Genomic DNA, 20,345 nt, shown 5'->3' with positions numbered 1-20,345 from the left:
GGGTCACTCTAAAGAGCCATGTCATTAAGATAAGCACAAACTTGATGAAAGGGCTCTAAGAGTGATCCTTTTGGTGTTCATCTTTCGATGTGTATCAAATCACGAAAGGGATGGTTGAATCGTTATCCAGCCCATAAAGTTCCACGTGAAACGTAGTAGGAGTACATAGGCTTGGGTAAAGTTGTAAATGGGTGTTCGTACAAACTATACTCAAATAAGTACACATGCTATGCACGTACTCGTTAATTCAACCTATATATGGAGAGGAAGTAGAAGCGGCATGAGAGAACTTCAAGTTCAAACGAAATATGGTACTGTTCAAGGCGAGCTTTTGCACGGTGCAAGCGTATGGAAAGGTATTCCCTATGCGAAACCCCCGGTAGGTGAGTTGCGGTTCAAGGCTCCGGTACAACCCGAGTCATGGGACGGAATCAGACAGGCTACACAATTTGGGCCTGAGAATATACAACCTCGAAATCATCAACCAGAAGGCCTGACAGAAATTCCGAATGAGTCAGAAGATAGTCTATATCTGAACATCTGGGCACCTAAGGAAAAAGGAGCAACACCACTGCCGGTCATGGTATGGATTCACGGCGGTTCCTTCGTATCCGGTTCGGGTAGCCAGCCGATGTATGATGGTACACAGTTGGCGGTTCGGGGGGGCGTCATCGTTGTGACGATCAACTACCGACTAGGACCTTTGGGTTTCCTTCATATGGCTCCATTAGGTGATTCATATGTATCCAATGCAGGTCTGCTGGATCAGGTTGCGGCATTACAGTGGGTGAAGGATAATATCTTTGCTTTTGGTGGTAATCCGGACCAGGTTACCGTGTTCGGCGAATCTGCAGGCAGTATGAGTATTGCTGCTTTAATGGCGATGCCTGCTGCGAAGGGGTTATTCCAACGTGCCATTATGGAGAGTGGTGCTTCCCAGTTGATGCCGGCAGAGCAAGCCTCAGCGTTGCGGGAAGGGATGTTAAAGATCCTTGGGGTGGATCGGGACAACCTGCAGAAGCTAAGTACAATCCCTGTAGAGCAGATTATTGAGGCTGGTGAAAAGGTAAAACAGCAGAGCGGGGCAGGATTGGCATTACTGTTCCAACCTGTATTGGATGGGCATACACTACCACAGGTGCCGCTTCAGGCAGTGAGCGAAGGCTCAGCGCAGGATATTCCCGTGCTGATTGGTACGACATTGCACGAGGGTGCGCTGTTCATCCAGCCGCATGTCCCTTTTTCAAAAGAGATCGATATGGTTCAGGGCGTAGACTTTATGACGCCAGATCTGGAGAACCGGGTAGCCATTGCGGATAGTTATCCAAAAACGGCAGATGGACAAGCCCAAGTCATGACGGATATGTTCTTCTGGCGGTCATCGCTGCAATATGCTGCTGCACAGCAGAAATATGCCCCGGTGTGGATGTATCGATTTGATTGGGTGATGCCGGAACATCCTCTGTTACAAAGAGCGATTCACAGCATCGAAATGTTCTTTGTGTTTAATACCCTTCATGTCCTCAAATTCATGAATGCGGAGCCGGACGAAGCTGCGGCGGCACTTGCCCTTAAGGTACAGGATGCGTGGATTTCCTTTGCCAAGAATGGCAAACCTGAGGTTGCAGGTGTGAACTGGCCTGAATATGAGCAGAATCGTGCAACATTGATCTTCAACCATGAGATTGAGGTTGTGCATGATCCGGATGCGGCCAAGCGAGAGCTGTTGGGTTTATAATTCAGGTTATTATTTAGATGGATACTTTGAATAGCTACTAGAGTCCAAACCAAAGAGGACGTTCATTTTCAGAATGAGCGTCCTCTTTTATTAATCCGGCTGAAGAGTAAGCAGAACGTAAGGTATACTCCAAATATTATTTACGAGAGGCACGCGTGCGGGACACCTCATCGAAGTAGAAGGAACGTTTTCCACGGGAGAAGAGTACGATCAAGACATGAACACAAAGCACGGCGTAGACTAACATATAGATACCGAATGTCCCCAAGGAGATCCACATTTGATAAGGCTGAAGCATAACATCCTGATGACCTGAAAAGGCATATTCGTTGACCAAGCGAATGATCGTAACTAGCAGCCATGGAACATAGAGTGCGGCAAATCTTTTGAATAATGATTCACTGGTAGGTGTGCCGGTCTGACGATCCACATAGCGGAATCGCAAGATAGCCGAGCCTGGAGTTACCCCATTTCGCACCCAAGGTATGAAGAACAGCACAATGACCATAGCAATGGATGTACTTAGCGCATCACTGATCACATCAGACGCTGTAAAGATGGAGATTAGATTCGAAAGGAAGACAACAACGATTCCATCAATAATTAACGCGAGCAATTGAGGCATAGCATACACGCGATTTTGTTCCACGATCTGCTCACTTTTCGCCTGAATGCTTGCACGTGATGGGAATAAAGCAAGCAGGATGGGCGCTGTGAAGAATCCAATGACTGCTCCCGAAGTATTCAATAACAGATCATCTACATCGAACAGGCGGTAAGGACAATTATAATACCCGTAAAATCCGGTGATTTGAGTGATCTCGAAGAATAAGGAAAGTCCCAATCCACCAACCAGGGCGTACTTCCAGAATGATCTCTTTTGAAAAAAATAACGGATATATACACCCAGCGGCATGAGAAGCAGGACGTTAAATAGAACTTGCAGAAAAGCTCTGCCCTGAATCATGCTGAGATAGCTGGAAGGCTGAGACCATACAATGGGTGTTTCCTTCATAATGTCTTTGACAAAAGTGAATGCAACCAGATTGTAGTAGATCGTGTCAGAGGCTTGCTGTGCACAGGTATCTCGCGTAGTCGGAAACGGGAGAATGACGAGGCAATAGGCGGCCAGAATATAAAAGATAAACGAAAAGCTGATGCCAAACCGTGACCAGCTGAAGAAACCGTCTTTACGATATCCGTAGATCAACCATGGCACCAGCAAGAACATGGCGGCAACGACAAAGATAAAAAAAGCCGTTTGCACAGGGAAAACATATGAGGACATGAGCAGGAACTCCTTTGGTTTTAAATATAATAACAATTCATAGAGACATTAAAATTCATGTATGTGTAGTGCGTATCTATTAGTTACATCATAAGCAGTTACCCTTAAAGTGAGGGAGGCATGAACCTTAAATTTGGTTTAAATCCATCCATGCAGTGACCTAGCGTATGGAATATACCGTCGATATCCCGTATACTTGCGGGAAAGCCAATCGTAGAATGGAGAGTTTAATACATATGTCTAATTTGCCTAACTGCCCGAAATGTAATTCGGAGTACACGTACGAGGATGGTAACCTGTTGGTTTGCCCGGAGTGTGCGCATGAATGGTCTTTGGAAGCAGACAATGAGAATGCAGAGGATGCAAAAGTAATCCGTGATGCCAACGGAAATGTGTTAAGTGATGGCGATACCGTTACCGTCATTAAAGATCTGAAGGTAAAAGGTAGCTCACTCGTGGTTAAACAGGGCACGAAGGTGAAGAATATTCGCATAATTGATGGGGATCATGATATTGATTGTAAAATCGATAGTCTAGGTGCAATGAAGTTGAAATCGGAGTTTGTGAAAAAGATATAAGATCGAGAAACGTTCCGTTCCGCATCCAATGGGAATGGAACGTTTTTTTGTTTGACAGGAAATATTTAGTAGATATATACTGGTTGGAATTTAATTTTTGAACATCGTTAGGTGGTCTACATATAAGAAAAGGCAGGTGCCAGAGCGATGAAGAGAGATCATATTATTAAATATTATTCCGGGTTTGATGAATGGGGCAGACTGGAGCGGGAACCAATTGAATTCATCATTAACATGCATTACATCAGGGAGCATCTCCCCGCTACTGGTTGTATTCTGGATAATGGCGCAGGACCAGGAAAGTATGCCATGGAGCTTGCGAAGCTGGGGTACCAAGTCACTTTATCCGATCTGACACCATCCTCCGTGGATACTGCGCGGCAAAAGGCTCAGGAGTTTGGTTTGACACAGCAATTCGATGGATTCCATGTTCTCGATGCAACTTCACTCTCCGGTATGGCTGACGAAACATATGATGCTACCCTTATGCTGGGGCCGTTGTATCATCTGCAGACAGAGGAGGAGCGGACGGCTGCTGTACGGGAATTGTATCGGGTGACCAAGCGAGGAGGCGTGGTATTTGTAGCGATGCAAAGCCGTATGCGCATGAGTATCAATTCGCTGCAATCCCCGCAGCATTGGAAGCCGAATGATCATATGGCAGCCATCCGTTCTTTTGTGGAAAAGGGTATATTCGATCATCAGGATCAAGGACGATTTACGGGAGCATACTATTTTAATATTCAGGACGTTACACCCTTCATGGAACAACATGGATTTGAAACCATTGATTTAATTGGTTCATCCAGTCTTAGAGCCATGCTTACCGAAGAGCAGTTGGATTACTGGAAAGAGCGTGGCGAGTATGATGAACTCATTCAATATATGATTGAAGCCGCCAAAAACCCTTCCATATTGGGAATCTCGTCTCATCTGCTGTACATTGGGAGAAAGAAATAATAGATTTACAGGCAATGCTCTAAAAAATGTATATAGTTTAGAAAATTTCAGACCATGGAATGCTGTTTGCACATGATATAATATTTCTATCAAATGGTCTGGAGGTGTCACTATGCAATGGAAGGAAGTTCAGGAGCGATTCCCAAATGAATGGGTCGTTTTTGAGGCAACCAAGGCGCATTCAAGAGAAGGCCAGTGTTATATTGAAGAGATGGCTGTTATTGATTCATTTGATGATTCTACAAAGGCACTAAAACGTTATGGTGAATTGCATCAGGAAGATCCCAAACGGGAATACTGCTTTTTTCACACTTCACGTCCAGAAGTTGTGGCAAGAGAACGATATGTTGGCATAAGAGGTCCTCGATGAAAATTTCAGATGGAACAACGATTAATAATTTTCAGATTGAAATAGGAAATATGGATTATGGTCTAGAGATTGACGGAATTCTGGGGTTTAATTTTATGAAACAGACTGGTGTTGTAATTAATGCCAACCTGATGGAACTAAGTATAGATAAGCCATAATTTATAGAAAATAAACATAAATGTGCCCTCTGGAAACAGAGGGTACTTGTGTTTTTCACCAAAATAGTTCAATATTAAGATACATAACAAAAGGTGATCTACTTACAATAGGTTAGATGAACGACGGATCGCTTCATACCAGGGAGGAACAGACAATGGAAATCGGAATTAGTACATTTGTGGAGACAAACCCGGATGTAAAAACAGGAGAACTTATCAGTCATGCGCAGCGTATTCGGGATGTTGTTGAAGAGATTGTTTTGGCAGATCAGGTGGGTCTGGATGTATATGGCGTGGGAGAACATCATCGTGCTGACTACGCCGCTTCATCACCAGCTGTCATTCTTGCAGCCGCAGCTTCACAGACCAAGAATATTCGCTTGACGAGTGCGGTAACCGTGCTGTCATCGCATGATCCGGTACGGGTATATCAAGATTTCGCGACACTGGACGGCATTTCGAACGGACGTGCAGAGATTATGGCAGGGCGGGGATCATTTATCGAATCGTTCCCACTGTTCGGCTATGATCTGAACGACTACGATGAGTTATTCGACGAGAAACTGGATTTGCTGCTCAAGCTGCGTGATTCGGAAAAAGTAACCTGGGAAGGCAAACACCGCCCTTCCTTTAACAATCTGGGCATCTACCCGCGTCCGGTACAGGAAAAACTTCCGGTATGGATTGGCAGTGGCGGTAATCAGGAATCGGTAGTTCGTGCAGGACTGCTCGGTTTGCCACTGGTGCTTGCCATTATCGGTGGTCGTCCGGTGCAATTCGCACCACTGGTGGAACTGTACAAGAAAGCAGCTGCACATGCAGGACATGATGCTTCCAAGCTGACCGTTGCTTCTCACTCTCACGGCTTCATTGCCGATACAACAGACGAAGCCGTGGAGAAATTCTTCCCGCCAGCGCAAGCGGTCATGAACATACTGGGTCGTGAACGTGGATGGGGACACTACAGCCGTGCGACATTTGATGCGGCGCGCAGCCTGGAAGGTGCATTGTATGTAGGTGATGTGGAGACCGTAGCTCAGAAAATTATTTACCTGCGTAAAGAAGTCGGGATCACACGCTTCATGTTGCACACCCCCCTCGGCACAATGCCGCACAACGAGGTTATGAGAGCAATCGAGCTGCTTGGTAAAGAAGTCGCTCCAATTGTGCGCAAAGAAATTGCACGTTGGGAAGCTGAGAACCAAGAGGCACGTTAATCGACTGAAACCGTTACGGAACTAGATAGAGTCAACCAAATAAAGGAGCATGCCCTAGGCGTATTACGCCAATGGGCCTGCTCCTTTTTCGTTTATCTTCTAAAAGTATCTAAAACAGCACAGGTTTAATGCCTATCCATTCGCAGATGTACTCACAAGGGAGTGTATAACCATGGATAACGTATGATCATAGAGGGTTTTGGCAGCTTCTTCGCTCTCAATATGGCCTCCCAAATACAGATGAATAACACCGTGTAAGGGAGCCCAGATCATCCGAACTGCAAGCATGGGATCTTGTACCTGAAGCATTCCCTGTTCAATGGCTAACTCCACTAAGGCAGACACTTGCTTCAGTGCAGTCGCTGTTCCCTGTAAGGTTTCTCCATCTGGTTTGAATTCGGAAAAAGATCCTCCAAACATCAGCTGATAGAAGCTGGATTGAGAAATGCCGAAGTCCCAGTAGACGTAGGCCAGATCACGGAAATACTGTTCGAACGATGCCTGCCGGGGTATAGTTTCAAATCGCTGGGCCATGAGGGAGCATCCCTCTAAATACAGATGTTTGGCTAACCCTTCTTTTTTGCCAAAAAGGTTATATATGATTTTGGTGGAGCACTCCATGCGTTCAGCTACACGGCGTACCGTGACGGCTTCTGGTCCATGCTCTTGCAGTAAAGCAGCAGCAGCATGCACAATATTTTGCCGCAGATTATCCGAGTGCTGGAGTCTGGCTTCCTGAAAGGTTGTTACCGTATGTGCAGATTCTGTGGAACCCGAATTAAGATCCTTCATTGATTTCATCCTCGTAACCGTATTGTTGTTGAACAGAAACTACGTTTCCTTTTCTTAAGGTCATTCTACTGTTTTACGCCGGATGACGTCAATTTAATCCGAATTTAATAAGTAAGCACCACGTTCTAGATTTAAATTTAACAAATGTATTTGACAGCGTCATGGATTTTGGTTACGATGATTCTATACAGAAACAGTGTTTCCTAATAAAAACAAGTGTTCAAATTATGCATAGAGGATGGATGAGAGATGATAAAAGAACAGCATCAATGGGTACTTATTACAGGTGCTTCTTCAGGTATTGGGGAAGTTTTTGCACTCGAAATGGCTTCCAAGGGTAAAAATATTGTGCTGGTGGCCAGAACAGAATCCAAACTGAATCAATTGGCAGAGCGTATAGAACGTACATATCAAGTAAGGGCTGAGGTGATCGTATCGGATTTGTCTCAAGTCGATGCACCTCAGAGGGTATATGAGGAATGTCAGAATCGGGGAATACACATCGATATGCTGATCAACAATGCGGGATTTGCTACCCATGGATGTTTTGAACAGGTGGATGGTTCCCGCCAGCAGGAGGAGATTATGTTGAATGTGCTCGCCTTGACAAACATGACGCATCTTTTCTTGCCAGGCATGTTACAGAAGCGAAATGGTGCTGTCATTAATGTCTCTTCGACGGCTGCCTTTCAACCTGATCCATATATGGCTGTGTATGGAGCGACAAAGGCATTTGTACTTTCTTTTACCGAGGCATTATATGAAGAAAACAGGAAGCGTGGCGTTCAGTTTTTGGCACTATGCCCAGGCTCAACCGAGACTTCGTTCTTTGATGTAGTGGGCGCTGATGAAGCTTCGGTGGGTAAACGTGATACCCCTGAGCATGTCGTGGCGGTGGCCATGAGAGCACTCGAGTCAGGCAAACCTTATGCTGTGCCGGGGGCCGGTAATTACTGGACAGCGCAGTTCACCCGCCTCGTGCCACGCAAGTTGATGTTGCGAATCGTAGGAAGCATGCTTCGTCCACGTTCCAAGGGGGGGAAAGCAGAAAAGGTACAAGCCTGATTAGTGGTGTGTGTGGTGGTTAAGTCCGAAAGTAAAAGTAATAGTAAAAGTAAAGTAAAAAGAAAAACGCTGTCAGTGAGGTATTCACTGGCAACGTCTTTTAATGAATCGAGATTTCGTTCAATCTGATATCGTGGATTATGTAATCGGAAGTTTTAGGCCAGAATACCTTTGGCTCGTGCTTCTTTAATCCAGCCTGGAAATTCAGTAAGCAGCCGATCATACAATTCTTCATCGCTGATCTTGGAGATGTCGTCCAGAGCAAAAAAGTCAGCATTATCGATGAAACGTCCAGTCATGTCATCGAGCTTCTCCAGAACACCGTAATTGGCTTGTCCCAGGCCAACGAATTGCCAGAACAGATTTTTGGTTGAGCTTTCGGTAATAAGCCGCATAATCTTCCCTTTTTGACTGACTCCGCCATCGCTAAAAAAGATAATATACGTTGGAATGTTCACATTGGGTTCCTCGATCGTGTATTTGCGAATGACATCCTGCATCACAGGAGGTTCATTGTTGGTACCGCCTTTGCTTCCCAGCGTATATGTGCGTTCAATATAATTCTCGAAATCCTTGGCGGTGACGCTAGGTGCACGCAAGAAGTCTTTGGCGAAGAACCAGACATCCAACTCTCCGTTATCGTCAAAAGCTGATGCAATCGCCAGGATACGTTCGAAGGCTTCTTGCACGATGCCTTTTCGATACAGATGGTACATGGAGCCTGATGCATCAAATACGACGGCAACACGTGCCTGTATTGGTTCGATCTTTTTCTTTTGCAGAGACAGGGTTACTTTATGCTTGAGGAGATCGATCTTGGTCAGGTTCAGCGGCGGATGATTCGTGTTTGGTGCAGCAACAGGTGCCAAGACTTCTGGAGAGGCCGCTGCTACTTCGGCTTGTGCGGTGAGAAGAACCTGTTCGGCTTCCGATGTGTCGTTACTCTCAATTTCAACACCGAATGACTCTGCCAGCGGCTGCAATCCACCAAAGAAACCACGTCCAATCGCACGAACTTTGAACCCGTCACGATACTTATAGATTTCAATAAAAATAAGAGCTGTTTCCGCAGTCACCTGCGTGATCTCATAGATGATTCGCTGGGAACCCGCTTGTACAATCGCCTGACATGTCTGAACATCGGTGAAAGTACCTCCCGCATCCATTGTAGCCGTGAACACACATTTTTCCACAGGAGCCTGCCGTAATTGATTTGTATCCAGTACAAACGAGGATTTCAGTTCCTCTGCCTGTTGCAAAAGCACACTTTGATGGGGATCGGCCTTCTGATTATAAAATACAAAATAGTCGTCAGATGGGACTTTTCCCTCTTCGTTCACCATAAAGCAGCTAACATCCAAGGGAGAAGGAGATGATGTACATTGAATGGTTACCTGAAGTTGGGTGGATTCGTTGATACTGATATTCTGGCCTGTGTTTAAATGGATGAACGAATCTGTCATAATCGGATGCCTCTCTTCTCCAATATAATGGTTGAAAATGAACAGTAATAAGATCGATTCTGAGACAAATGTTTCCATAAGTCAATCGTTTACCCGATGTTCTTACGTCTGCTCTGACTCGTACTTTTCCCGATGCTCCTTCTTCATCTTCACATAGTCTGGATCCGTCTTCGCAATCTCCCACTGCGCTTTGAATATAGCTGCCGATTCTGCCTTCACCTCATCATTCTGATAGGGCAGGATCGAGCCATCCTTCTTCGAATATTTGCGTCCTCCTTTGTGATTCGTATATCGTCTGGCCCGTGTATAGCCCATCTGGAGAAATTTACGAGCCATATCCATACCAACGAAATCCCCCTTTTTCTTATACTCCAAAAATAGTTCATAGATCTTCTCCGATGACTCTGTCGCAATCTCTGGTGTTTTGAATCGCCAGTGTGGCAGAATCTCCCCTTTGTATGGTTCTACCATCAGAACTCCCTGCTCACCCCGGCCTACGGTGTACAGCTCAGGATGTTTGCGCAGATCGAGCTCTTCATAATTGAGGCTGTAATCAAATTTTTTCATTTGTATGCCCTCCTTGATAAGAGTTACCCCGATTCTGATCCAACATGCAAGGTTAATGGGGAACAACAGAACCAATTACACAGGAGGGATAACGGTATGGGAATGTCCGGCAGATATCTTGTGGTAACGAAGGAGCTAGTTGAATCCATTAAGTCAGGTGAAATCAGTGTGCATGATTGTGCAGTAGATCTGGATATCGATAAGACATGGCAGATGCTGCAGTTCACGCTGAACGGTAACTTGTTAGAAGGGGAGCCTCCCCTGGGATATGTGGTGCCTCTCGCAGGTGAGCAATACGTGGGAAACTATTCGGACATGGATCTGTTTTTGCTTAGTAACGAGCAGGTGCTGGAAGCCTACATGGCGTTGGAGCAGCTCACACAGGAAGAATTAAAGCAGCGGTATAGTCTGGACCAGATGATCGCAGAAGGTGTCTACCCTGTTATGGAAGATTGGGATTCTGAAGAGACATTTCAGGAAATCGTTCAGACCGTGGATGATATCCAAGCCTTGTTTCAGGCCACGGCTGCAAGTGGGAACGGCATCATCTTTTATGTTTTCTAAATGAGCACTAAAATTATGATGGGGATTCTATGGCCCACACTGAGGCAGGTTTGAACTAAGCCTATTCGGGTTATTGATAGACACAAGGCCCAGGCCTGATAACATCACAATCCGGTAGAAGAGAGGGAATGCGATATGACACAGGATCAGAACGAAGAGAACAAAGCGATTCAAGAGGACGAGCCGGATCAATTCGAGACTCCCGCAACTGCGGAAGATGAAGAAACGGATGAGAAACTCGCAGAAGATCAGGAGCAAGACTAACTCCCAGCATTGCATAATGGAGCAGGATGTTTTATCGAAACATACGATATGATGAAATATAGATAGACCAGAGGTCGGACATGTTCCAGCCTTTTGGTTTATTTTTTGCGTATCCATTTACAAGAATTACCTATACCTTCATAATGGGAATGAACCATATTTTTCTAAGGAGGAGATCATATTACGAATCGAAAGTTAATCCAATGGATGGCAGTGCCACTAGTATTATTAATGGTTGTTCTTACAGGATGTCAGGCTGTGGGTGGAGTAGACGTTGGCAAAGCAATGGCCAACGGCGCGAGTATCAAGTCCGGTGAATCCAAACAATCCATGAATATAAACATAGAACCGGCTACGGAATTTGCCACAGATAAAGACCTTGAAATGATTGAACTCATTAATTCCATATCCCTGGATATTGATCAAGCCAAAATGAAAGATGCGAAGACAGCATCGATCAAAGGTACACTGAGCATGGAGGGAACGAAGTTACCTTTCCACCTGTCCATGAATGAGTCCCAATTGGTCATTGATCTGGACGGAGCCCAGAAACCTCTGTACATGTCTCTGGATACGTTCCAGAATGCACAGGCTCTTCCAATGGTGGATACGAAGGCTCTGGAGAAACAACTCGAGGAACTTTCCCCGAAACTGTTCTCTTTTGTCCTGAAGCATCTGTCCAATCCGAAGAACATCTCCGTAACACCGGTACAGGAATCCGTGAATGGCGAAGCACTTAGCCTCTCCAAGCTGCATCTGGAGATTAGTGGTGAAGAGATGCTTGCCATGGTTAAACCATTCCTGACGAGTATTTCGAAAGATGAGCAGGGACTGAAAGAACTGATCGGAGATCTGTATGATGTGTTCTACCCTGTACTGGAAGCTGTGAATGAGGTTGAAGGCGGGGGAGATGAAACGCTGAATTCGATCGTACCTGAATCGAAGGATGAAGCCGTTGCGTCACTATATGCCATCATCAAAGTGGGACTGGACAGTATGCTGGTCAATTATGATCAGGAGCTGAACAACCTGTTGAATGAGACACCTGAATTCAAAACGGTATTTGGCACAGGTACCACACTGAAATTGGATTTCTATCTCGACAGCAAGCTGGATATACGCAAGCAAAACTTTGAACTGAAGGTAGCGCTGCCGGCTTCCGAAGATCTGCCAGTGAACTCTGTAACCGTAAGTGGAGACAGTGAACAGTGGAATATCGGTGGAACGGTTGCAGTGGATGAAGTGGATGTATCGGGCGGCGTTATGGATCTGATGAAGGATGATATTACGCCTGGTCAGATGCTGCGTAATTTTGATTCCAATTCACTGGCATATCAATTGCTGAAAGATGAAGCTGGAATCACGAGTAAAAGTGTAGTGCTCTTCCCGGATGATGAATACGCTGGGGCGATCACTGTTAAGAACACAACATTTGTTCCGCTTCGCTACGTGTCTGAAGAATTGGATGCTGAAGTGAAATGGACCAAAGGCTCGAACCAAATCGTTGTCATTGACGACATCACTGGTGATGAGATTGTTCTGACTGTAGGTTCCAAGAAGGCAACTGTTGCTGGTAAAGAAGTAACCATGGTGGAATCCGCCTATGTTGGCAAGGACGGCAAGACGTATGTGCCGCTGCGCTTTGTGGCTGAATCTCTTGGAGCTACTGTAGATAAGGAACAAGAAACAGGTTGGATCTACATTGACCGTCCTTAAGTTCTTGAAATAATTAGTAAAGAAAGACCCGACATAGCTATACTGAAGAACGCCCTTAACTGGCCAATGTGCTGAGTGGGGCGTTCTTTTTGGTATGATGTTTGGGATAACGTATCCCGCAGGTTAAGTGTGCTGTAAGGTCTGAAGCTTTTTGCTAAACCCGGTACTTCCGGCTGTGAAGCCCATCTGGCGATAGAATTCATGCGCATCTTCCCGCTCCGGGCGATTGCCACTATTTAGAGACAGGGAGTCCACGTTATGCGTGGCTGCCCATTGCTCAGCTTCAAGAATGAGCTGACGGCCGATGCCTGAGCCCCTGAACTGATCGTGTACAACCAATGCCATGATGCGGCAGTGTCTTCCGTTCTTTTCATAGAGATAAGACGTCTGCAATCCGATCAGTCCAACGACACGTCCACGTGCTTCAGCAACCAGTGTGGTAAAGTTCGCGTCCGCAGAGATATGGGTATAACGCTCTTCCATCTCGGCGTAAGTGGTGGGATAACCGAGTTGGTCCATCAGAATGACCATATCTTGCAGATCAGTAGGGGAGCTGTGTCTAATGGTTACATCCAAGCTCATTGTGGTGTCGCCTCCCTGGGTCTCTCTTTCAATGAAAGATCAATAATGGTATCCAGTAGCTCTGCAAAAGAAATGCCTGCAGCAGCTGCACTTTTGGGCAGCAGACTGTTACGGGTAAGTCCCGGCAGCGTGTTCACTTCAAGCACATAAGGCATGCCTTCCCGAATCATCATATCCACGCGAGCGTAGACGCTGCATTTCAGCACCTGATAGCAAGCCAATGCCGCAGCTTCAACGCGATGATGGAGGTCCACAGGCAATTGCACAACCTGCTCATCGGCTCCGTGGTCATCGTATTTGGAAGAATAATCGAAAAACTCTGCGTTTGAACGAATGGAGATCACCGGCAGCATTTTACCATCCAGAATGGCACAGGTAATCTCTTCACCTTCGATATACTGTTCAATCATGACCGTATCATCCCAGGCGAGGGCAACCTCTACAGCAGCGGGCAGGGCGGAAGCTTCCTGCACCACTTGGGTACCAATGCTGGAACCGCCTGAATTGGGTTTGACCACCACGGGGTACATTAATTGTTGAACAGCAGTAGAGGACAATTCCTCCATATGGCTCACCCGCAGCCATTCTCCGGTAAGTACACCTGCATGCTGCATGAGTTGTTTGGACATGTCTTTATCCATGCATACACTGCTTGCTAGCACACCACAGCCTGTGTAGGGAATACCCAGGGATTCCAATGTGCCTTGGACAGTACCGTCTTCGCCGTATTTGCCATGCAGGGCAAGCAGTGCCACATCAATCCCCGCTGACTTGTCGATCAGATCGCGCTTGGTATTCAGCTCAATGGGCACAACCTCGTATTTGTCTCTATTCAGGTTTGCCATCATCTCCTGTCCGGTGAGCAGGGAAATATCCCGCTCTGAAGATGTACCGCCCATAATCACGCCAACTTTCATGTGAAATCCTCCTTATCTCATTTGAGCTGCTGTCTCGCCAATGATGCGAATGCCTTTACGTATATGCTCATCGCTGACTCTGGAGAAACCCAGACGCATCGTGTTTACACCCTGACCGGGTTCCAGATAAAAAGTATCCCCTGGTGTGAACGTCACACCTTTTACTTTACAGGCCGCCAGCAGATCACGGGTTCTGTATTGGGACGGGAACTGCACGAACAGATGCAGACCACCCGCACCGGAAATCCGGCACATTGGCAGATGCTGCTTCAGGCAACGCACAACCAATTCATATTTTCGCTTATACTCCGCGCGAGCTCGCTTCAAATATTTCTCGAAATTACCGTTGCTCAGATATTGATACAATAACGATTGATCCAGCGTGGAGGTATGGATGCTGCGTGCCCGTTTCATACTCTCCAGATAATCAATCAGCGCCGCATCCGCAATAATCCAACCTACCCGCAGACCAGGGAACAGAACTTTGGAGAAGCTGCCCAGATACACCAGTCCATTGCCTTTGCCCATGCTGGCGATCAGGGGAGATACGTGGGAACCGGAATAGCGTAATTCTTCGTTGAATCCGTCCTCAATAATTGGAACCTGATACTTGTTCATCAACCGGATGATCTCTACCCGTTTCGCAGGGGACGTCACAATCCCGGTTGGATTGTGATAGGAGGGCACGAGATATGCCAGATCATATGGACTTGCCTCAAGTTCATGTTCCAGCTGCTTCAAGTCCAAGCCATCCGGCTCCATATTCACACCAGTTAGGTGGAACTGGTGCAGCTTCAGGTTTTTGATTGCCGTGTGGTGCGTTGGATTCTCGCAGAGCGCTTTTCCGCTTTTTTTGCGTAACGCTCCAAGCACCAGATCGAATCCCTCTGTGAATCCGTTCGTGATCAGAATGTCCTTGCCACGGAGGTCGACACCTTTGTTCTCCATATAACGTAATAAATAGTTCATCAGCGGTCTGTATCCTTGCGCATATCCGTAATTCAGCAGTACTTCGCCTTCAAGTGACATGCGATCCAGAAAAGCTCGCTTCACATTGTGCAGATCGAACAGCTTCTCATCCGGAGCTATGCTGGTAAACGATATCTCGCCGCGCTCTGCTCCGGAGCCATGCTTCATCAGATCGTACTGCTCTGCCTGAATGGCATACTCGCTCATCTCGGTCGTCCAGTCCAATTGCCAGCTCGCTGTTGCCTCAGGTGTTTCAATGGAAGCACTGACGTAATTGCCTTTGCCTTTGACGGCATAGATCAGACCTTCATCTTCAAGCTCGGCATAAGCGAGCAGGACCGTGCTGCGACTAACCTTCATGAGTGTACTGAGTTCACGGGTCGAGGGCAGCTTTTGTTTGGCTTGCAGGCCGCCTTTGAGCATCAATCGCTTCATATAATCTTTGACTTGTATATATACAGGGCGGTCCTCCGTCAATTGCAGATCGGAATACATCCCATCACTCCCTCTACTGGTATCTTGCCATATTATAAACCCCGCAGAAAGAACCACGATACCTCTGTTTCCCTGCGAGTGTGGTTGGTCGTTCGCGCAAACGCAAAAAAGCCCTGGCATTATGCCGGGGCCTGGGGGTGAAACTTGATCCATCTTCTATAGTACTGCTGCTATAACTCTACAGTTGCATTGCATGACTAGTCTCTCTAGGATCGATAGCTATCTGACCTTCTACGTGTGTCTATTAACTTCAGTACGACTATAATTGCAGGCTTTCTAGGTGATACTTAAAATCTACAGTGAATCATGAATCTGGGTCTTTCTAGGTTTGCTTGCTGCAAGGGTCGATTAGATGATGAATCCACAATCTATAAGCTAAGGTTCTTGCTAACTGTACTCTTGTCGTGATCACGTAACAGAATTCAGCATGAAAAAGAGTTTCAATCATAGGGTACAATAGACGAAGGTAGATATAAAGACGTATGTCTCAGTGCCCAATTTCTTCCTCATACCCCTATAGTACCACTTTGAATCAGGGAAGTTAACCTTTTTTTTGAAATATTTGTCGTAATAGCGAAAATTGCGTGAATTGTACTTCTTATAGAATGAAATGGTGTCCCTTTATAATATGTGATAAGATCTAAACCTATAGATAATGAGGAAGTGAGCCTATTGATTAAAATTACGGTGCCCACACCGGATGTAACCATCACGAAGCAGGCTGATCCACAGCTTAGCCACATTTATGGATTTACTGATTTTCACCTGATTACCCGGGAACTGGGCGGGATTTTCATGTTTTACAATGCCGCTGGAGAGTTGTTATTTGTCGGGAAAGCACGTAAATTAAGACCACGTATCAAAAAGCATTTTGAAGACACAGTATCACCAATGAAGAATCACCGCGAGGAAGTAACAAAGATCGAAGTATGCCTGGTTGAAGATCCGGTAGATCGTGAAATTTACGAGACCTATATCATCAACACGATGCGTGCGAAATACAATGTAGATAAAGTCTTGTACAAATAAGACGTTTAAAAAGCACATGAACATGCAATATCTGGGACATATGTCCTAAGTGTCGCGCCAGTGGGTACGGATGTAATCGAAGGATTGCATCCGATTCCTTCTGGTGCCATCCCGATCTTTTCGAGGGAGTAGCTTGTAGATTTTGAAACGTAGTACACCCAAACTTAGTATCACAGATATACCAAATACATATGAAGAGGTGATTGTGTTGATCGGTCGTAGCGGTAACCCTACACTTAAAGACAGCACGTTTGAAAACAGAGGATATGGAGAAGATCGGTATCAGAATTACATGACGATCAACGGCACGGTGAATAAAGCGTTTATTACGCTGGTTATTCTGTTGGGCAGTGCGTTTGCAACCTGGATGATGTTCTTTAACGGACAACAAGTGATGCCGCTGGCTTATGGCGGATTGATCGTCGGTTTCATTCTGGCACTTGTGATTTCGTTCAAACCCGTAGCGGCACCGTATCTGGTACCCGTCTATGCCGTGGCAGAAGGCTTATTCCTGGGTGCACTCTCAGCAACCTATGAGTCACTGTATAACGGAATTACCTTGCAGGCTGCGCTGCTGACCATGGCTGTATTCATTGCCCTGCTGATGGCATACAAAACCAGATTGATTAAAGCTACGGAGAACTTCAAGCTTGGGGTCGTGGCTGCAACTGGCGGTATCATGATTATGTATCTGCTGAGCTTTGTACTTAGTTTCTTCGGAGTTTCGATTCCTTATCTGCATGATAACAGCTTGATTGGCATCGGTATTTCGGTCGTTATCGTCATTGTGGCTGCCCTCAATCTGGTCCTTGATTTCGACTTCATCGAGGGTGGTGCTGAACGTGGTGCGCCCAAGTACATGGAGTGGTACGGTGCATTTGGATTGATGGTGACGCTGGTATGGTTATACATTGAAATTATCCGTCTGCTTGGCAAATTGCGGAGCCGGGACTAGTCCTGCTTATACCGTCATAACAAGAGTATGAACTTCATTAAAGCTAACGCGTGATACTCACGTCGTTGGCTTTTTTGGTATATATGGAGGTAGTTTATAAGCAACTTTGTGAACAGTAGTAGAGGGAATAGCGAGGCTTGAGGTGTGTACATTTTACCATATTTGAATTGACGGTCTGGAAATGGTTATGGTATTTTATTGATAATGATTATCATTTTCGTTTAAATATTGCACAAGTTGCCGGACAGTTCTCTCTACCTTTAGCTACATATCAAGCAGATCGAAAGGAGTGGCCTCATGTTACTGGAAAATGATTCGCAGATTGCTGCGCACCTGCCGGTTTCCGGCCGCAGTCCCAAGACGGATCTTGCCAACGTTAAAACATACATGGACAAACATTACGACCAGCCTCTATCGATTGCAGATCTTGCCTCGGAGGCCGGGATCAGTCCAAAATATTTTGTGGATCTGTTCAAGAAAACGTACGGACAGAGTGCAATGGAGTATCTTACTGATTTGCGCATTAATCGCGCCAAGCGATACCTGAAGGAATCCAGATACAAACTTCGCGATATTGCTCTGAGGGTGGGATATAGTGATGAGTACTATTTTAGTCGTAAATTTAAAAAGGAAGTCGGCGTATCTCCTTCGGATTATGCTAAAAACGCCAGGAAACGGATAGCCACCTGCTCCTCCAGTGTGATTGGACAACTTCTGGCACTCAATGTCATCCCTGTGGCTGCACCCATCGATCCCAAATGGACCGCGTATTATTATAATGCACATCGTACAGAGATTCAGTCCCATCTGAAATTGACGGACCCGTACACGAGCTGGCGGTTTGAGGCCAATGTGGAAAGGCTGGTCCATATTCGTCCTGATGCCATCGTAGGTACAGATCAGATTAGTGAACAGGATCAGGCCCAATTGGCCGAGATTGCACCTTGTTGTTTTGTCCCCAAACATCATTCGGATTGGCGAACACAGCTACGCATGATTGGATCATTCCTGGAGCGGGAGGAACAGGCGGAGCAATGGATACACATGTATAACCAGCGAGCAGAGAAGGCACGGGAATCGGTACAGCGGGAAGTGGGCCGGGAGAAAGTGATCGTTGTGCGGATCTACGGGCAGAATCTCTACCTTTATAGCAATCCGGGTATTGAAGAAGTGCTATATGGAGCGCTGCAACTGGACACATTCTCTGATCTTAGTGCAAATAATCCGTTAACGCTAGAGCAGCTCGCTGCAATGAACCCTGATCGCATTCTCGTAATGGTGTGTCCCGAGGCGGCTTCAAGGGCGTATTGGCTAAGCTTGCAGCATTCGGTTACATGGCGTCAGCTCAAGGCCATTCGTCAGTACCAGGTCCATCTGATTACAGGCGACCCTTGGTTGGATTATTCGGCTGTAGGCGTGATGCGTATGCTGGATGAAGCGCTACTGATCTTCACGGGATATTGTCCAAACATTTATCTGGATAACGTCCATGGTGATTCCCGGGCGAGGTGACATATAATCCTTGTATCTAAATGAGAATTTTTATCAAGGGGGATCTCACACATGTTTTACTATATCAAAAACATCGGACAACGTTCCGTTGGTAGCAAATTCCGCAGTGCACGGTTCTTAGCCCTGATCCTGCTGATGTTAATTACAGGGCTGTTGTCTGCCTGTGGTGCAGCATCCGAGAATACAGGAGCGGCCCAGGAGGAGCAACCCGCAACGGAGACTTCAACCCCGTCTTCAACCGAGACGGCTGTGCAGGAAGAGCAAACGGAAGAAACGCCGGGTGAACGCACCGTAAAAGATGACTTGGGACATGATGTAATTATTCCAGCCAAGACAGAGCGCGTGTTTGCACCATATCTGGAAGACTCCCTGCTAACCCTTGGTGTTAAGCCGGTAGCCCAATGGGCAAGCGGGACAAAAGGACATGTCTATCTCCAGGAGCAACTCAGCGATGTGCCTACACTTGATTTCTCCAGTGGTTTGCCTTCGCCGGAAGCGTTGATGTCGTATAATCCTGATTTTATTATTTTGCATACGGCCCAATATGCCGAGAATGGGGTATACGAGAGTTATTCCAAGATCGCACCGACCTACGTATTTACGAACGCTTCGGGTGATGTAGAGAAGTCCTTGCAGATCATTGGCGATTTGCTGGGCAAAACGGCTGAAGCCGAAAAAGCCATTGAAACCTACCATGCCAAGGTTGAGTCAGCCAAAGCGGATCTGGCGAAAGTAGCCGAAGGCAAAAAAGCAGCCATTATTCGTTTTGCCCCACGTGGCATTAGTATGATGGGTGGTAACTACTTCAGCGGTTACGTCGTATATGAACAACTGGGACTAGGTAAGCCTAAATTGGTCGAGTCGGAAAACAGCGCCATTGTATCTACAGAGGTATTACCCGAGATTGATGCCGACTTTATATTCACCGTGGAACAGGGCCCAGGCAGCATGAAGGAAATGACGGCAACCAACGTATGGAACAGTATGCCTGCGGTGAAAGCAGGGCATGTGTACGCTGTAGAGCCAGCTCCGTGGCTGGGTGGTGGACTGATCGCATACGGTCATGTCATTGATGATACGCTCAAAGCATTAACACAATAATTGGAATAGTGCAGCTCCCTTTGGAGTGCCGGGAACCGGATGTTA

21 protein-coding genes are annotated in these 20,345 nt (G+C 46.3%); 14 read left to right on the top strand and 7 right to left on the bottom strand.

The features are described from left to right. Window positions 1-280: 280 nt before the first annotated feature. The gene (locus ABTV53_RS28200; RefSeq protein ID WP_433748944.1) at window positions 281-1,738 is read left to right on the top strand and encodes a carboxylesterase/lipase family protein; all 1,458 of its coding nucleotides are present in this window, start codon (window positions 281-283) and stop codon (window positions 1,736-1,738) included. Between the two features lie 136 nt (window positions 1,739-1,874). Here the strand turns inward: ABTV53_RS28200 and ABTV53_RS28195 are convergent, their stop codons facing one another. After that, on the bottom strand, window positions 1,875-3,026 hold the full coding sequence (locus ABTV53_RS28195) for a VanZ family protein (protein ID WP_433748941.1): 1,152 nt from the start codon (window positions 3,024-3,026) through the stop codon (window positions 1,875-1,877). A 236-nt stretch (window positions 3,027-3,262) separates the two neighbouring features. Here ABTV53_RS28195 and ABTV53_RS28190 point away from each other — a divergent pair, with 236 nt between their 5' ends. The 5 genes from ABTV53_RS28190 to ABTV53_RS28170 all read left to right on the top strand — a co-directional run bounded on the left by ABTV53_RS28190 (window position 3,263) and on the right by ABTV53_RS28170 (window position 6,309). Beyond that, window positions 3,263-3,604 carry a zinc ribbon domain-containing protein YjdM gene (locus tag ABTV53_RS28190; protein ID WP_433748938.1) on the top strand — a complete coding sequence of 114 codons (342 nt, stop codon included), beginning with the start codon at window positions 3,263-3,265 and terminating at the stop codon, window positions 3,602-3,604. Between the two features lie 147 nt (window positions 3,605-3,751). Further along, entirely contained in the window at window positions 3,752-4,564 is an 813-nt protein-coding gene (locus ABTV53_RS28185) for a class I SAM-dependent methyltransferase (protein WP_433748935.1), read from the top strand. Between the two features lie 112 nt (window positions 4,565-4,676). Next, complete coding sequence (locus ABTV53_RS28180) at window positions 4,677-4,934, top strand: hypothetical protein (protein ID WP_433748932.1); 258 nt, start codon at window positions 4,677-4,679, stop codon at window positions 4,932-4,934. Further along, on the top strand, window positions 4,931-5,092 hold the full coding sequence (locus tag ABTV53_RS28175; protein ID WP_433748929.1) for a hypothetical protein: 162 nt from the start codon (window positions 4,931-4,933) through the stop codon (window positions 5,090-5,092). Before ABTV53_RS28180 ends, ABTV53_RS28175 begins: the two co-directional genes overlap by 4 nt. A 155-nt stretch (window positions 5,093-5,247) precedes the next feature. Continuing rightward, the gene (locus ABTV53_RS28170) at window positions 5,248-6,309 is read left to right on the top strand and encodes an LLM class flavin-dependent oxidoreductase (RefSeq protein ID WP_091035571.1); all 1,062 of its coding nucleotides are present in this window, start codon (window positions 5,248-5,250) and stop codon (window positions 6,307-6,309) included. 132 nt (window positions 6,310-6,441) lie between these two features. Here ABTV53_RS28170 and ABTV53_RS28165 read toward each other — a convergent pair whose 3' ends face one another. Next, window positions 6,442-7,101, bottom strand: a complete 660-nt coding sequence (locus ABTV53_RS28165) for a TetR/AcrR family transcriptional regulator (protein ID WP_133386313.1) — start codon at window positions 7,099-7,101, stop codon at window positions 6,442-6,444. A 249-nt stretch (window positions 7,102-7,350) separates the two neighbouring features. Here ABTV53_RS28165 and ABTV53_RS28160 point away from each other — a divergent pair, with 249 nt between their 5' ends. Continuing rightward, window positions 7,351-8,166, top strand: coding sequence for an SDR family NAD(P)-dependent oxidoreductase (locus ABTV53_RS28160; protein WP_433748924.1), 816 nt, complete (start codon window positions 7,351-7,353; stop codon window positions 8,164-8,166). A 155-nt stretch (window positions 8,167-8,321) separates the two neighbouring features. Here the strand turns inward: ABTV53_RS28160 and ABTV53_RS28155 are convergent, their stop codons facing one another. After that, window positions 8,322-9,629 carry a VWA domain-containing protein gene (locus ABTV53_RS28155; RefSeq protein WP_433748922.1) on the bottom strand — a complete coding sequence of 436 codons (1,308 nt, stop codon included), beginning with the start codon at window positions 9,627-9,629 and terminating at the stop codon, window positions 8,322-8,324. 102 nt (window positions 9,630-9,731) lie between these two features. Next, complete coding sequence (locus ABTV53_RS28150) at window positions 9,732-10,196, bottom strand: DUF4385 domain-containing protein (RefSeq protein WP_433748919.1); 465 nt, start codon at window positions 10,194-10,196, stop codon at window positions 9,732-9,734. 96 nt (window positions 10,197-10,292) lie between these two features. Here ABTV53_RS28150 and ABTV53_RS28145 point away from each other — a divergent pair, with 96 nt between their 5' ends. The 3 genes from ABTV53_RS28145 (at window position 10,293) to ABTV53_RS28135 (ending at window position 12,740) form a co-directional block, all read left to right on the top strand. Next, window positions 10,293-10,760 (top strand): YfbM family protein, encoded by a 468-nt coding sequence (locus ABTV53_RS28145; RefSeq protein ID WP_433748916.1) that lies wholly within the window; start codon window positions 10,293-10,295, stop codon window positions 10,758-10,760. Between the two features lie 135 nt (window positions 10,761-10,895). Then, on the top strand, window positions 10,896-11,024 hold the full coding sequence (locus ABTV53_RS28140) for a hypothetical protein (protein ID WP_433748914.1): 129 nt from the start codon (window positions 10,896-10,898) through the stop codon (window positions 11,022-11,024). A 258-nt stretch (window positions 11,025-11,282) separates the two neighbouring features. Then, window positions 11,283-12,740, top strand: coding sequence for a copper amine oxidase N-terminal domain-containing protein (locus ABTV53_RS28135; RefSeq protein WP_433748911.1), 1,458 nt, complete (start codon window positions 11,283-11,285; stop codon window positions 12,738-12,740). Between the two features lie 123 nt (window positions 12,741-12,863). Here ABTV53_RS28135 and ABTV53_RS28130 read toward each other — a convergent pair whose 3' ends face one another. Genes ABTV53_RS28130 through ABTV53_RS28120 form a run of 3 tightly spaced genes read right to left on the bottom strand, consistent with a single transcriptional unit; the run spans window position 12,864 to window position 15,703 of the window. Then, window positions 12,864-13,322, bottom strand: a complete 459-nt coding sequence (locus tag ABTV53_RS28130) for an N-acetyltransferase family protein (RefSeq protein ID WP_433748908.1) — start codon at window positions 13,320-13,322, stop codon at window positions 12,864-12,866. Continuing rightward, a complete protein-coding gene (locus ABTV53_RS28125; protein ID WP_433748906.1) occupies window positions 13,319-14,239 on the bottom strand; it encodes a D-alanine--D-alanine ligase in 921 nt (306 codons plus the stop codon). Before ABTV53_RS28125 ends, ABTV53_RS28130 begins: the two co-directional genes overlap by 4 nt. Window positions 14,240-14,251: 12 nt before the next feature. Then, on the bottom strand, window positions 14,252-15,703 hold the full coding sequence (locus tag ABTV53_RS28120) for a PLP-dependent aminotransferase family protein (RefSeq protein WP_433748903.1): 1,452 nt from the start codon (window positions 15,701-15,703) through the stop codon (window positions 14,252-14,254). Between the two features lie 672 nt (window positions 15,704-16,375). Between ABTV53_RS28120 and ABTV53_RS28115 the strand changes: the two genes are divergently transcribed. The 4 genes from ABTV53_RS28115 to ABTV53_RS28100 all read left to right on the top strand — a co-directional run bounded on the left by ABTV53_RS28115 (window position 16,376) and on the right by ABTV53_RS28100 (window position 20,300). Further along, window positions 16,376-16,732 (top strand): nucleotide excision repair endonuclease, encoded by a 357-nt coding sequence (locus ABTV53_RS28115; RefSeq protein WP_433748900.1) that lies wholly within the window; start codon window positions 16,376-16,378, stop codon window positions 16,730-16,732. Between the two features lie 208 nt (window positions 16,733-16,940). Next, window positions 16,941-17,687, top strand: coding sequence for a Bax inhibitor-1/YccA family protein (locus ABTV53_RS28110; protein ID WP_433754361.1), 747 nt, complete (start codon window positions 16,941-16,943; stop codon window positions 17,685-17,687). A gap of 297 nt (window positions 17,688-17,984) precedes the next feature. Next, window positions 17,985-19,199, top strand: a complete 1,215-nt coding sequence (locus ABTV53_RS28105; protein ID WP_433748897.1) for an AraC family transcriptional regulator — start codon at window positions 17,985-17,987, stop codon at window positions 19,197-19,199. Window positions 19,200-19,250: 51 nt separating this feature from the next. Beyond that, window positions 19,251-20,300, top strand: a complete 1,050-nt coding sequence (locus ABTV53_RS28100) for an ABC transporter substrate-binding protein (protein ID WP_433748894.1) — start codon at window positions 19,251-19,253, stop codon at window positions 20,298-20,300. Window positions 20,301-20,345: the final 45 nt, after the last annotated feature.

The sequence above is a fragment of the Paenibacillus amylolyticus genome (genome assembly GCF_050990605.1).
Taxonomy (GTDB): domain Bacteria; phylum Bacillota; class Bacilli; order Paenibacillales; family Paenibacillaceae; genus Paenibacillus; species Paenibacillus amylolyticus_H.
This window is presented reverse-complemented; position numbering and strand designations above follow the sequence as displayed.

Coding starts and splice junctions, on each gene's coding strand:
- ABTV53_RS28175 (WP_433748929.1), top strand. CDS start 4,931: ATGAAAATTTCAGATGGAACAACGATTAATAATTTTCAGATTGAAATA.
- ABTV53_RS28150 (WP_433748919.1), bottom strand. CDS start 10,196: ATGAAAAAATTTGATTACAGCCTCAATTATGAAGAGCTCGATCTGCGC.
- ABTV53_RS28200 (WP_433748944.1), top strand. CDS start 281: ATGAGAGAACTTCAAGTTCAAACGAAATATGGTACTGTTCAAGGCGAG.
- ABTV53_RS28100 (WP_433748894.1), top strand. CDS start 19,251: ATGTTTTACTATATCAAAAACATCGGACAACGTTCCGTTGGTAGCAAA.
- ABTV53_RS28170 (WP_091035571.1), top strand. CDS start 5,248: ATGGAAATCGGAATTAGTACATTTGTGGAGACAAACCCGGATGTAAAA.
- ABTV53_RS28185 (WP_433748935.1), top strand. CDS start 3,752: ATGAAGAGAGATCATATTATTAAATATTATTCCGGGTTTGATGAATGG.
- ABTV53_RS28155 (WP_433748922.1), bottom strand. CDS start 9,629: ATGACAGATTCGTTCATCCATTTAAACACAGGCCAGAATATCAGTATC.
- ABTV53_RS28195 (WP_433748941.1), bottom strand. CDS start 3,026: ATGTCCTCATATGTTTTCCCTGTGCAAACGGCTTTTTTTATCTTTGTC.
- ABTV53_RS28145 (WP_433748916.1), top strand. CDS start 10,293: ATGGGAATGTCCGGCAGATATCTTGTGGTAACGAAGGAGCTAGTTGAA.
- ABTV53_RS28180 (WP_433748932.1), top strand. CDS start 4,677: ATGCAATGGAAGGAAGTTCAGGAGCGATTCCCAAATGAATGGGTCGTT.
- ABTV53_RS28125 (WP_433748906.1), bottom strand. CDS start 14,239: ATGAAAGTTGGCGTGATTATGGGCGGTACATCTTCAGAGCGGGATATT.
- ABTV53_RS28190 (WP_433748938.1), top strand. CDS start 3,263: ATGTCTAATTTGCCTAACTGCCCGAAATGTAATTCGGAGTACACGTAC.
- ABTV53_RS28165 (WP_133386313.1), bottom strand. CDS start 7,101: ATGAAGGATCTTAATTCGGGTTCCACAGAATCTGCACATACGGTAACA.
- ABTV53_RS28140 (WP_433748914.1), top strand. CDS start 10,896: ATGACACAGGATCAGAACGAAGAGAACAAAGCGATTCAAGAGGACGAG.
- ABTV53_RS28120 (WP_433748903.1), bottom strand. CDS start 15,703: ATGTATTCCGATCTGCAATTGACGGAGGACCGCCCTGTATATATACAA.
- ABTV53_RS28105 (WP_433748897.1), top strand. CDS start 17,985: ATGTTACTGGAAAATGATTCGCAGATTGCTGCGCACCTGCCGGTTTCC.
- ABTV53_RS28160 (WP_433748924.1), top strand. CDS start 7,351: ATGATAAAAGAACAGCATCAATGGGTACTTATTACAGGTGCTTCTTCA.
- ABTV53_RS28130 (WP_433748908.1), bottom strand. CDS start 13,322: ATGAGCTTGGATGTAACCATTAGACACAGCTCCCCTACTGATCTGCAA.